General features: G+C 72.3%; 10 protein-coding genes and 1 pseudogene. 7 read left to right on the top strand and 4 right to left on the bottom strand.

Translation table 11 applies throughout. The features are described from left to right. The 3 genes and pseudogenes from J1C73_RS20870 to J1C73_RS20860 all read right to left on the bottom strand — a co-directional run. A pseudogene (locus J1C73_RS20870) lies at positions 1-289 on the bottom strand (chitinase); the annotation flags it as partial. A 165-nt stretch (positions 290-454) separates the two neighbouring features. After that, complete coding sequence (locus tag J1C73_RS20865) at positions 455-1,102, bottom strand: response regulator (protein ID WP_307797753.1); 648 nt, start codon at positions 1,100-1,102, stop codon at positions 455-457. Next, positions 1,087-2,307, bottom strand: coding sequence for a sensor histidine kinase (locus J1C73_RS20860; protein WP_207317755.1), 1,221 nt, complete (start codon positions 2,305-2,307; stop codon positions 1,087-1,089). Before J1C73_RS20860 ends, J1C73_RS20865 begins: the two co-directional genes overlap by 16 nt. 109 nt (positions 2,308-2,416) lie before the next feature. Between J1C73_RS20860 and J1C73_RS20855 the strand changes: the two genes are divergently transcribed. From J1C73_RS20855 to J1C73_RS20845, 3 genes are all read left to right on the top strand, one after another. After that, positions 2,417-3,184, top strand: a complete 768-nt coding sequence (locus J1C73_RS20855; RefSeq protein ID WP_207317754.1) for an ABC transporter ATP-binding protein — start codon at positions 2,417-2,419, stop codon at positions 3,182-3,184. Continuing rightward, entirely contained in the window at positions 3,181-5,595 is a 2,415-nt protein-coding gene (locus tag J1C73_RS20850) for an ABC transporter permease (RefSeq protein WP_242644474.1), read from the top strand. Before J1C73_RS20855 ends, J1C73_RS20850 begins: the two co-directional genes overlap by 4 nt. 269 nt (positions 5,596-5,864) lie before the next feature. Then, a complete protein-coding gene (locus J1C73_RS20845) occupies positions 5,865-7,037 on the top strand; it encodes an acyl-CoA dehydrogenase family protein (protein ID WP_207317753.1) in 1,173 nt (390 codons plus the stop codon). A 464-nt stretch (positions 7,038-7,501) separates the two neighbouring features. Here J1C73_RS20845 and J1C73_RS20840 read toward each other — a convergent pair whose 3' ends face one another. Beyond that, positions 7,502-7,903 (bottom strand): hypothetical protein, encoded by a 402-nt coding sequence (locus J1C73_RS20840; protein ID WP_207317752.1) that lies wholly within the window; start codon positions 7,901-7,903, stop codon positions 7,502-7,504. A 203-nt stretch (positions 7,904-8,106) separates the two neighbouring features. On the opposite strand from J1C73_RS20840, the gene J1C73_RS20835 reads away from it, so the two are divergent. The 4 genes from J1C73_RS20835 to fxsA all read left to right on the top strand — a co-directional run. After that, positions 8,107-8,547 carry an Lrp/AsnC family transcriptional regulator gene (locus J1C73_RS20835; protein ID WP_024493538.1) on the top strand — a complete coding sequence of 147 codons (441 nt, stop codon included), beginning with the start codon at positions 8,107-8,109 and terminating at the stop codon, positions 8,545-8,547. Positions 8,548-8,593: 46 nt separating this feature from the next. Beyond that, complete coding sequence (locus tag J1C73_RS20830; protein ID WP_207317751.1) at positions 8,594-10,234, top strand: amidohydrolase; 1,641 nt, start codon at positions 8,594-8,596, stop codon at positions 10,232-10,234. A gap of 528 nt (positions 10,235-10,762) precedes the next feature. Further along, entirely contained in the window at positions 10,763-11,530 is a 768-nt protein-coding gene (locus tag J1C73_RS20825; RefSeq protein ID WP_123468239.1) for a polyprenol monophosphomannose synthase, read from the top strand. A 66-nt stretch (positions 11,531-11,596) separates the two neighbouring features. Further along, a partial coding sequence (gene fxsA, locus J1C73_RS20820) for an FxsA family membrane protein (RefSeq protein WP_207317750.1) occupies positions 11,597-12,114 on the top strand: 518 nt, incomplete at its 3' end.

The raw sequence follows: 12,114 nt of genomic DNA, 5'->3' as shown, positions 1-12,114 counted from the left end.
AGGCGTAGTTGATGTGCGTGAGCTTGTCGGCCGAGCCCGAGGTCTCGATGTTCTTGACGTGGTAATTGCGCTGGTAGACACCCCAGTCGGTGAAGTAGCCGACCACCTTGCTGCCGGCCGCTGTGGGGGCGGCGGGCGCTGCCGCGGGGGCGGCGGTCTTCAGGTCGGCGGGGGCCGCGCCGGCGGATCCGGTGCCCGCGACGCCCAGCAGGGCGGCGCCCAGGGCGGCGGTACAGGCGGCAGCCGCGAACGCCCGGAGGCGGGCTCCCGGGCGATGCAGTCCGATCATCGTTGCTCCTCGTGGGGGAGGGGACTTGCCGGTGGACGACCGGCTTTCGGCGCTCGCACAGAGTTGGCATGAACGTGGAAAGTCGGTTCGCAGGGAACCGTAGATGGACTAGACCAGTTGGGTCAATGGTTCGGACCAATTCCGCTGACAGGTCGCCGGCGGCCGTCAGGCCCTGAGGAACGCCAGTACCGCCAGGACCCGGCGGTGCCCGTCCGTGTCCACCGGCAGATCGAGCTTGCTGAAGATGCTGCCGATGTGTTTGTTGACGGCGGCCTCGCTGACGAAGAGATGCGCCGCCATGTTCGCGTTGGACCGGCCCTCCGCCATCAGGCCCAGCACCTCCCTCTCGCGGGTGCTGAGCCGGCTCAGCGGATCGGGGCGGAGCATGACGAGCTGGTGGATCACTTCGGGGTCCACCACGGTCCCGCCGGTCGCGACGCGGTCGAGGGACGACATGAAGTCGGCGACCGCGCCGACGCGTTCCTTCAGCAGGTAGCCGACCGCGGCGCCCTGGCACGAATCGAGCAGCCGGACGGCGTACGACCGCTCCACGTACTGGCTGAGTACGACCACCGGCAGTCCGGCGTACGCCTCCCGCAGGGCGACGGCCGCCCGTAGCCCGTCGTCCCGGTTCGCGGGCGGCATCCGTACGTCCGTGATCACCAGGTCCGGCCGGTCACGGTGGACGGCCTCGACGAGGGCGTCCGCGTCGCCGACCACGGCGAGCACCTCGTGGCCGAACCGCTCTATCAGGCCGACCAGCCCTTCGCGCAGCAGGACCGCGTCCTCCGCGACGATCACACGAAGTGGCACGGGATCTCCACATGGAGAAGAGTCGGACCGCCGACCGGGCTCGACACCCGCATCCGGCCCTCCAGGGCCGTGAGCCGGTCGGCCAGGCCGGTCAGACCGGTTCCGGCGGCCGGATCCGCGCCGCCGTGCCCGTCGTCCGTGATCTCCAGGACCAGCAGGTCGCAGTGGCAACGGCCGTGCACTCCGGCGCTCCGGGCGCCACTGTGTCGCGCGATATTCGTCATGGCCTCGTTGATCAGGTAGTACACATTCGTCTCCAACTGCCGGGGGAGCCTGCCCGGGAGTTGGAGATCGACGGTGACGGGGACGGGGAAACGGCTCGCGTGGTCCTCGACCGCGGCGACCAGGCCGTGGTCCGCGAGCACCGGGGGACTGAGCCCCCGGATCAGACCGCGCAGCTCCTGGTGCGCGGCGGAGAGCTGGTTCTCGGCCTCAGTGAGCCGGGCGGTGACCGGGGATCCCTCGGGAAGGTCCAGCCGCATCAGACCGAGCGTCATGCCGAGCGAGACCAGGCGCTGTTGCGCGCCGTCGTGCAGGTCGCGCTCGATACGTACGCGCTCCGCGTCGAAGGAGTCGAGGAGCCGCACCCGCGACGCGTGCACCTCCCGCAGCGACTCCCCGAGCTCGTCGCCGCGCGGGGCCAGGAAGGTCCGGGCAAGCGCGGCGCGCGCACCCGCCCACGACGTCACGGTGTACGGCGAGGCGAGGAGCACGACGGCGCCGAAGACCGCCCACGGCCAGGTGGCGCTGTCGATCGCCTCGAAGGTGAGGGCGGGCAGGCCGAAGCAGAAGGCGAGCACCAGCAGGTCCAACCACCACAGCGCCGCCGCGGAGATGAGCCCGAAGAGCAGCTCACGCCAGGTGATTTGCTCGGTCAGGCGGGTCGACAGCCAGGCGCGCAATCCCGCCCCGCCGGGCGGCCGGTGCGGGTTCGGCAGCCCGTCGAGGTCGACGAGACGCAGCCGGTGCCGTTCGGCCGTCGCCACGGTGATCGAGGACAGCACGACGCCGACGAGGGGGGCCACGCCGACCACGACGACCAGCAGGATCAGGCCCACCACGAGTCCGGTGACGAACACCGCCACGGCAGCCGCGCCGACCACCGCACCGGTGACCAGATACGCCAGCGAGCGCCAAGGCCAACTGGAGGTCAGGAAGCTCAACGGCCGCTGGGCCATGGCCTGCCAGGCCGTTCTGGGACGCATGCGGCAACGGTATGCCGTCGGCCGCTCAATTGCGGTAGTGCCGGCTCTACCTGTGGAGTAGTACGCGGATCAATGCGGCGGCACGGGCCGGTTCGCTGGAATCGACGCCATGACCATCACCAGGCAGGCACCCACGGGGTGCGCGGTCGAACTCCGCACCGTCCGGAAGATCTACGGAGCCGGCGACCGCGCGGTCACCGCACTGGACGCCGTCTCCATCGCCTTTCCACGCGGAACGTTCACGGCCGTCATGGGGCCGTCGGGCTCCGGGAAATCCACCTTGCTCCAGTGCGCGGCCGGTCTGGACCGTCCCACCGACGGACAGGTGATGCTGGCCGGCATCGACATCGGCCGGAGGAACGAGAGGGAGCGCACCGAACTGCGGCGTGACCGCATCGGCTTCGTGTTCCAGTCCTTCAACCTGGTCCACTCGCTGACCGCCGCTCAGAACGTGGAACTGCCCTCGCGCTTCGCCGGGCGCCGGGTCGGCGCTGAGCGTGTCGCCGACGCGCTCGCCGCGGTCGGGCTGACGGACCGGGCCGGGCACCGGCCGGGCGAACTGTCCGGCGGTCAGCAGCAGCGCGTCGCGCTCGCCCGGGCCCTGGTGACCCGGCCGGAGGTGCTGTTCGCCGACGAGCCCACCGGCGCCCTGGACACCGCCGCCTCGCGCGACGTCCTGCGGATGATGCGCCTGCTGGTCGACAGGGAGGAGCAGACCACCCTCATGGTCACCCACGACCCGGTGGCAGCGGCGGTCGCCGACGCGGTCGTCTTCCTCAAGGACGGCCGCATCGCGGACCGGATCACCCTCGACCGTGACGCCCGCACCCGCAACGCCGCCTCGATCGCGGCGCACATGGGGGGACTGGAGGCATGATGCTGGTCCTGGCGAACGTCCGTGAGCGCTGGACCAGCTTTCTCGCCGCGTTCGTCGCGGTGCTGGTCGGCGTGGCACTCATCACCACCACCCTGATCATCTACGACTCCGCCCGCCCCGGCGTCCGGCCCCGGCTGTCGGCCGCCTCCGCGATCGTCCTCCCCGACCGGGCGGCCGACCAGGACGGCACCCCGGCGGACCGGGTGCCGTGGAGCCGCGACGAGGCCCGGCCGCTGACCGATGCGCTGGGCGCGGTGCCGGGCGTGGCCTCCGTGGTGGTGGACCGCTCCTTCTACGCGCAGGCGTTCCTCGGCAGCCGGCCGGTGGAGGACGAAGGAGCCCTGGTGGCGGGGCACGGCTGGTCGAGCACGCGGCTCGCACCGTACCGGCTCGTCACGGGGCGGACACCGGCGGCCGACGACGAGGTGGTGGTGGACCGGGCGCTCGGCGTGGCCGCGGGCGGGAACCTCACGGTGAACATCACCACCGGGCGCGCTGGGTTCCGGGTGGTCGGCACCGTGGACGGGCCGGGCTTCTACTTCACCGACGACTTCGCCGCGCGCCGGCAGCCTGGCGTCGGAGCCATCGCGCTCCTCGCCCGTGAAGGCGCGGCCGCCGGTGACATCGCGGCAAGGGCCAGGAGCGTCGTCGGCGACCGGGGCACCGTCGTCCGGGGCGACGGCCGGTCCGTGCTCCAGCCGGAGTACGTGGAACACAAGCGGTTCCTCGGCACGCAGCTCATCGGAGCCATGGCGGCGCTCGCCCTGTTCACCACCGCCTTCGTGGTCGCGTCCATGCTGGTCCTGGCGACCGGGCTGCGAAGGCGGGAGATCGGCCTGCTGCGGACGATCGGAGCGTCTACGCGCCAGGTGCGCCGGATGATCCTGGGCGAGGCGGGCCTCACCGGTCTGCTGGGCTCGCTCGCGGGCTGCCTGGCGGGTATCGGTGCCGCGCCGCTGCTCCGCGACATCCTGCGGGGCCTCGACGTGATGCCGCCGGAGTTCACCCTGCGGGTGGCGGCGTTGCCGCCGCTCACGGCGGCCGCGATCGGTGTCGGTGTGAGTGTGCTGGGGGCCTGGTCGGCCGGCCGGAGGGCCGCGCGGGTGGCGCCGATCGAGGCGCTGCTGGACAGCGCGGCGGACCGCCCGACGATGGGCCGCGCCCGCTGGACGGGCGGCCTGAGCGTGCTCGGCCTCGGCGTGGTCCTCGTGATCGCGACCGCCACCGCCGACGCCGGTACCCGGGTCAACGCGGCAATCCTCGCGACGATGGTGCTCGTCGTGGCGGCGGCGCTGCTCGCCCCGGTGTTCGTCGGCCCTGTCGGACGGGCGCTCACCTGGCCGTTCAAGCGCCGCGGCCCGGCCGCCCCGCTCCTGGTGCGGGCGGAACTGCGAGCCGATCCGGGCCGGGCGGCGTCGCTCGCGGCCCCGGTGATCGCGGCGGTCGGATTCGCCGTGCTGCTCAGCGGCATGGTGGAGACAATGAGGGTGGCGTACCCGGCGGGCGACGCGCTCAAGCTCGCCGGACAGGTCATCGTGACGCCGGACGGGACACCGGGCAACACCGACGAGGTGGTCGGGGCCAACCCGGTGGGCAGGGCCGCGCTGCCGACCCGGGCCTTCGTCCGCGACAAGGACGGCACGCTCACCGTCATCGACGCGCTCGGCTCGCGCGACGCCCGCTGGAACAGGCCGGGGCAGGCGGTGCTCGGCGAGAGGACGGCGGGCCTTCTCGGCCTGCGGGCCGGTGACCGGTACGCGGTGAGGTTCGCCGACGGTGCCACGGCGAAACTGCGCATCGCGCAGGTCCTGCCGGACGACCCGGCCCGGGGTGATTTCGTGCTGCCCCGCCGGCTGGTGCGCGCACACGACCCGGCCGCCCTCACCGACGACATCTTCGTACCGAAGGCGTCGAAGTCCGCCTCGGCCGTCCCCGGTACGGCGGTGCACGACGCGGTCCGGTTCGCGCTCGACGACTACGCCATCGACTCGAAGCTCACGGACAGCCTCGCGACCATGCTGATCGTCATCGCCGTCGGGTACAGCGGGATCGCCGTGGCCAACAGCATGGCCATGACGGCGCACGGCCGGCGCCGCGACTTCGCGGTGATGAGGTCGGCAGGCGGCACGGTACGGCAGCTCCTGCTGTTCTCCGTCGCCGAGACCTCCCTCGTCGTCGCCGTCGGCGCGGCACTCGGCGTCCTGGTGCCCCTGGGCCCGCTGGCCGCCATGGCGTCCGGGCTGTCCCGGGCGACCTCCACGGATGTCGGGCCGCACCTGGACCTGTCCACCATCGCCGCGGTGGCCCTCGGCTCCCTCGTACTGGCGATCGCGTCGACCGTCACCGTCACCTGGCGGACCTTGCGAAGCAAGGCGGCGCAGGACGGCGGCGAGCCCCGCGCCCGGTCCTGAGTTCCCGCGCGGGGCTCGCGCGGACCGGGACCGGCGGCGTCCTTCCGCCGGCGGCCGTGGCCGAAGAGTTCTGTCACCCAGTGACGGATACCGTCCGATCGGGCATACTCAAGCCGCCACAGCCGCTGACCGGCACCTCTCGTAATCCGGGAGGGCAACATCGGCTGGGCCGCAGTCTTTTCGGGCCCCGCCCGGAGATCCCCCGGCGGCGCCGCTCACACCCCGCGCGCGCGACCGCCGCAACGCCCGACAGGGAGGAGAGCGCCGTCATGTCCGACCGTGCTCCGCAAACAGTGGAACGCCGTCTGCCCACCGAGGAGTCCAGGCAGCTCATCGCGCTCGTCCGCGACATCGCCCAGCGGGAGATCGCGCCACGGGCAGCCGAGGAGGAGGACGCCGGCAGGTTCCCGCGCGAAGTCTTCACGCTGCTCTCCGCGTCCGGCCTGCTCGGGCTGCCGTACGACTCCGATCACGGTGGCGGCGACCAGCCTTACGAGGTGTACCTCCAGGTCCTCGAAGAGCTCGCGGCCGCCCGCCTCACCGTCGGGCTCGGCGTGAGCGTCCACTCCCTGGCCTGCCACGGGGTCGCCGGCTACGGCACCAAGGAGCAGCAGGCCGAACACCTTCCGTCGATGCTCGCGGGCGGCCTGCTCGGCGCCTACTGCCTCTCGGAGCCCGCCTCGGGCTCCGACGCCGCCTCGCTGCGGACGAAGGCCGTACGGGACGGGGACGACTGGGTCATCACCGGCACCAAGGCGTGGATCACCCACGGCGGCGTCGCCGACTTCTACACCGTGCTGGCCCGTACCGGCGCCGACGGTGCCCGCGGGATCACCGCCTTCCTCGTTCCCGGGGACGCGGCGGGACTGAGCGCGGCCGTCCCCGAGAAGAAGATGGGGATGAAGGGCTCGCCCACCGCCCAGCTCCACTTCGACGGCGTACGGGTCCCGGACGCGCGCCGGATCGGCGAGGAGGGGCAGGGCTTCGCGATCGCGCTGTCCGCACTCGACTCCGGCCGGCTGGGCATCGCCGCCTGCGCCATCGGGGTGGCCCAGGCCGCGCTGGACGAGGCCGTCGGCTACGCCACCGGGCGCAAGCAGTTCGGCCGTCCCATCGCGGACTTCCAGGGGCTGCGGTTCATGCTCGCCGACATGGCCACCCAGATCGAGGCGGGCCGGGCGCTCTATCTGGAGGCCGCCAGACTGCGGGACGCGGGCAGCCCGTTCTCGCGGCAGGCGGCCATGGCCAAGCTGTTCTGCACGGACGCCGCGATGCGCGTCACCACCGACGCCGTCCAGGTGCTCGGCGGATACGGCTACACGCTGGACTTCCCCGTCGAACGGTTCATGCGCGAGGCCAAGGTGCTGCAGATCGTCGAAGGCACCAACCAGATCCAGCGCATGGTCATCGCCCGCCACCTCGCGGGTCCTGAGACGCACTGATCCGCACCGGCCGGTCCGACCACACGGGCATCGTCATGATCCGGTTCCACTCCTGGTCATGGCGGCCCGGCAGGGTCCTGCCGGTGCCCTCCCAGTGCCGGAGCATCGCCCGGTAGATGGGCGGATCGGTCGAGTGGGGCACCGAGCGCGGCGCCGCACGGGGCGGCTCGGACTGCGGCGCCGGTGACGATCCGGGCTGCGGAACCGATTCTTCGGAGGCCGGAACGGCGAGACGGCGGCGACCGGGGCCGGCCGTGGAGTGCAGCAGGGTCATGCCGGGCCAACGCCGCGGGACAGGGCCGGGTCACTGTCCGGCCGATTCGGGCGCCCGTTCGCCAGGTTCCCCGGGGCGGCACAGGCGCCGGGGCCCCGTTCGCTGCCCGCACCACGCCGGCCGGGCCGTCGTGGTGCCGCGCAGTTCTGTCGTCAGGCGGTTCGCGGTCCCGCGAAGGCGGCAGGCCGGCTCAGGCGGCGTCCCGCCGGAGCTGCTGCGGCATCCGGAACGGGCGCGAGCCGTCGCCCCCGGCGTGCGAGAAGGGCTGCATCCTCCAGTCGAGCCCCTGAGGGAGCGTCAACAGCAGGGCCGTCTCCTGCTCCTGGACGTCGGGCGACTCATCGGCGGGCCGCGCCTTCGACGCCGGACGGCCGGTACCGGCGCACACCGTGAGGACGAACGGGTTCCACGGAGTCGGGCACAGGGCGTGCTCCGGCAGCGTGTCCTCGTCCGCCAGGAGAGCGATCGGCTGTGCGCAGTCCGGGCAGGTGACCCGGTACATCTCAAGTGTGTCGTACACGTCGGGAGCGGTGTCCTCGAAAGGATCAACGGGCTCCGGATCGGTACGTCCGGTGAGCTTCAGGCTCTGCATGGGAAATTCCCCCCTCGGGTGGGCCGACAAGGCGCCGTGGCCTCGGCCAAAGCAAGCACTTCCCGTCGTGGATCGGCCGTAACCGCGAGGCGCTCTGCTACTGACCCGTAAACCTGTGGCATTCATCACATGCCTGCCGCAGGTGCCCTCCGGTGGCTCCTGCGGCTGTGCCTGGAGGGACTTGGGGCCATAGATTGATCCATATGGAGGAGCTGGACCGTCAAATCGTGGAGTTGCTCGTCAAGGACGGGCGGATGAGCTACACCGACCTGGGCAAGGCCACCGGTCTGTCCACCTCGGCCGTTCATCAGCGGGTTCGCAGGCTGGAGCAGCGCGGGGTGATCCGCGGCTATGCCGCGGTCGTCGACCCCGAGGCCGTCGGCCTGCCGCTGACCGCGTTCATCTCGGTCAAGCCCTTCGATCCGAGCGCCCCGGACGACATCGCGGAGCGGCTCGCGGGTGTCCCGGAGCTGGAGGCGTGCCACAGCGTCGCGGGTGACGAGAATTACATCCTGAAGGTACGGGTCGCGACCCCGCTGGAGCTTGAGCACCTGCTGACGCGGATCCGTTCGCTCGCCGGTGTCTCCACGCGCACCACGGTCGTCCTCTCCACGCCGTACGAGGCGCGGCCGCCGCAGATCTGAGGGGTCGCGCACGGGGCGGAACCCGGCAGGCGGGAGACTGGTTCCCATGACCGAGAGCACCGCCCCCCAGAGCGAACACCGCACCGTGCTGCTGCGCGGTGGAGACGTCCACAGCCCCGCCGACCCCTTCGCCACCGCCATGGTGGTCGAACGGGGCCATGTCGCCTGGGTGGGCTCCGAAGGGGCCGCCGACGCCTTCGCCGGCGGCGTCGACGAGGTGATCGACCTCGACGGGGCGCTGGTCACCCCCGCGTTCACCGACGCCCACGTCCACACCACGTCGACCGGACTGGCCCTCACCGGCCTCGACCTCTCCGGTGCCCGCACCCTGGACGAGGCCCTCGCTCTCGTACGGACGTACGTGGCGGCGCACCCCGGCGACCGGGTGGTCCTGGGGCACGGCTGGGACGCCACGCGCTGGCCCGGGCAGCGTCCGCCCTCGCGCACCGAGCTCGATGCGGCGGCCGGCGGCCGGCCGGTCTACCTGCCCCGGATCGACGTGCACTCGGCGGTCGCCAGTACCGCGCTGCTGGACCTGGTGCCCGCGATCGCCTCAATGCCCGGCTACCACCCGCAGGCGCCGCTGACCGCCGCCGCCCACCACGCGGTGCGCTCGGCCGCCCACGGCGCCGTCTCGCCGCGGCAGCGCGCCGACGCCCAGCGCGCCGCGCTGCACCACGCCGCGTCCCTGGGCATCGGTACGGTCCACGAGTGCGGCGGCCCCGACATCTCCGACGAGGAGGACTTCACCGCGCTGCTGAAGCTCGCCGCGGGGCAGCGCGGACCGCGGGTCTTCGGCTACTGGGCCGAACAGGTCGCCGACGAGAAGGACGCCCGGCGCATCCGGGAGCTCGGTGCGGTGGGCGCGGCCGGGGACCTCTTCGTCGACGGCTCGCTCGGCTCGCACACCGCCTGCCTCCACGAGCCGTACGCCGACGCCCCGCTCACCGGCACCGCGCATCTGGACGCCGAGCGGATCGCGGCCCATGTCGCGGCCTGTACCGAGGCCGGGTTGCAGGCGGGCTTCCACGCCATCGGCGACGCCGCGCTCCACGCCGTCGTCGAGGGCGTCAGGGCAGCCGCCGAGAAGGTGGGCCTGGGCCGGGTGCGGGCCGCCAGGCACCGGATCGAGCACGCCGAGATGCTCACCCCCGAGACCGTCGCCGCTTTCGCGGAACTGGGGCTCACCGCCTCGGTCCAGCCCGCCTTCGATGCCGCCTGGGGCGGTGAGGAGGGCATGTACGCCCAGCGGCTGGGTGCCGGGCGGGCGAGGACCCTGAACCCGTACGCGGCCCTCCTGCGGGCCGGTGTGCCCCTCGCCTTCGGCTCCGACAGCCCGGTGACCCCGCTGGACCCGTGGGGGACGGTGCGGGCCGCCGCGTTCCACCGGACGCCTGAGCACCGGATCTCCGTACGGGCGGGCTTCACCGCCCATACCAGGGGCGGCTGGCGGGCCGTCGGCCGCGACGACGCGGGCACGCTGGTGCCGGGCGCCCCGGCCGACTACGCGGTCTGGCGCACCGAGGAACTGGTGGTCCAGGCCCCGGACGACCGGGTCGCCCGCTGGTCGACCGACCCCAGGTCGGGGACGCCCGGACTGCCGGACCTCAGCCCTGGGGCCGAACTCCCGGTCTGCCTGCGCACGGTCGTGTTCGGACAAACGGTCTACGTACGGCCGAACGAGTGACGTGCGGACATTTCGTACCGCCGATCGAAGGTGCCCCGGTTCTCCCGCGACCTGGGGATCTCCGGTACTGACCAGGCAAGTTCGATAAACGATGCAGGTCAGGCAACTATTGACAGAATGCGCCCACCGGCCGGTAGGTTCGGCCGAGTCCACCACAGGACGTCCGACCGGTTAAACCTCCACGCAGTCGTCGAACGCCGCTGGGTCATGGGGTGGTGTGCAGCACCGGCGCACCACCGCTGACAGCCAGGTTCAGCGCCCGCGCCTCGGGGGCGAGGGAAGGTTTCAGCCGGACGGAGGGTGCGACCCGGGTGGGGCCCGGACGTTCAGTAGACAACGGCTCTAGGTCGACCCGCAGCCGGCGGGTCCCAGGTCGGCCCGAAGGACGCCGGGCCCCGATCCGCAGTTCTGTCCGTACTTCCGCTCTTCTGTCCGCCGTCGCGCCCCGAGCCGTCCCGACCGGGTCGGTCTGCGGCCCCGTCGCGCTGGATATGGTGTGCATCTGCGTACGGACTTAAGGGGCAGTAAGTGAACGACGGCGGTCAGAGGCGATACGGCCCGCTCGGCAGAACCTTGGTGATCATTCCGACCTACAACGAGGCCGAGAACATCAAGCCGATCGTCAGCCGGGTGCGCGCCGCCGTACCGGAGGCCGACATCCTGGTCGCCGACGACAACAGCCCCGACGGCACCGGCAAGCTGGCCGACGAGCTGGCCTCCGCCGACGACCGGGTCCATGTGCTGCACCGGCAGGGCAAGGAAGGACTCGGCGCGGCCTATCTCGCCGGCTTCCGCTGGGGGATGGACCACGACTACGGCGTGCTCGTCGAGATGGACGCGGACGGCTCCCACCAGCCCGAAGAGCTGCCCCGGCTGCTCACCGCCCTCAAGGGCGCCGACCTGGTGCTGGGCTCCCGCTGGGTCCCCGGCGGGCGCGTGGTCAACTGGCCCAAGTCCCGCGAGATGATCTCCCGCGGCGGCAGCACCTACTCGCGGCTGATGCTCGGACTCCGGACGAGGGACGTCACCGGCGGATACCGGGCGTTCCGTACGGAGACCCTGCAGGGGATCGGCCTGGAGGAGGTCGCCTCGCAGGGCTACTGCTTCCAGGTGGACCTGGCGCGCCGCGCGATCGAGGCCGGCTACCACGTCGTGGAGGTCCCGATCACGTTCGTGGACCGGGAGATCGGTGACTCCAAGATGAGCCGGGACATCCTCGTCGAGGCGCTCTGGCGGGTGACCGCCTGGGGTGTCACCACCCGTACGAACCGGGCGCTCGGACGCCGGACGCCCTGACGCCTCCGGCCCGGTGAGCCTCACCCCCTTACGGCACCCGGACCCGTGGCCAGGCACACTGGGGGCATGACGACCGGCACACCGCCCCCGACCGCCCGTCGGCGCTCGCGCGCCCGGACCCTCGTACCTCTCGCCATCGCCGCCTGGGCGGTGCTGGAGGTCTGGCTGCTCATTGTGGTGGCGGACGTGGCGGGCGGGTTCACCGTCCTGCTGCTCCTGGCCGCGGGTGTCGTGCTCGGAGCCGTGGTGATGAAGGCGGCCGGCCGCCGCGCCTTCCGCAATCTCACCGAGACGCTCCAGCAGATGCCGGGGCAGCCGGGCGCCGACGGCTCCTCGCCCGCTCCTGCGAGCAGCAGGGGCAACGGCTTCCTGATGCTCGGCGGGCTGCTGATCATGATTCCGGGGATGATCTCGGATGTCGCCGGACTGCTGCTCCTGGTGCCGCCGGTCCGGTCGGCGCTCAGCAGGTACGCGGAGCGCTCGCTGGAACGCCGGATGCGCGTGGCGGCCCCCGGTGGCCTCTCGGACGCCTTCCAGCAGGCCCGTATGCACAGGCCCGACGGAAAGGTCGTCCAGGGGGAGGT

It is taken from the genome of Streptomyces laculatispora, assembly GCF_017353455.1.
In the GTDB taxonomy this organism is placed as follows: domain Bacteria; phylum Actinomycetota; class Actinomycetes; order Streptomycetales; family Streptomycetaceae; genus Streptomyces; species Streptomyces laculatispora.
The sequence above is the reverse complement of the archived record's forward strand: the minus strand, read 5'-3'. Positions and strand labels throughout refer to the sequence as shown.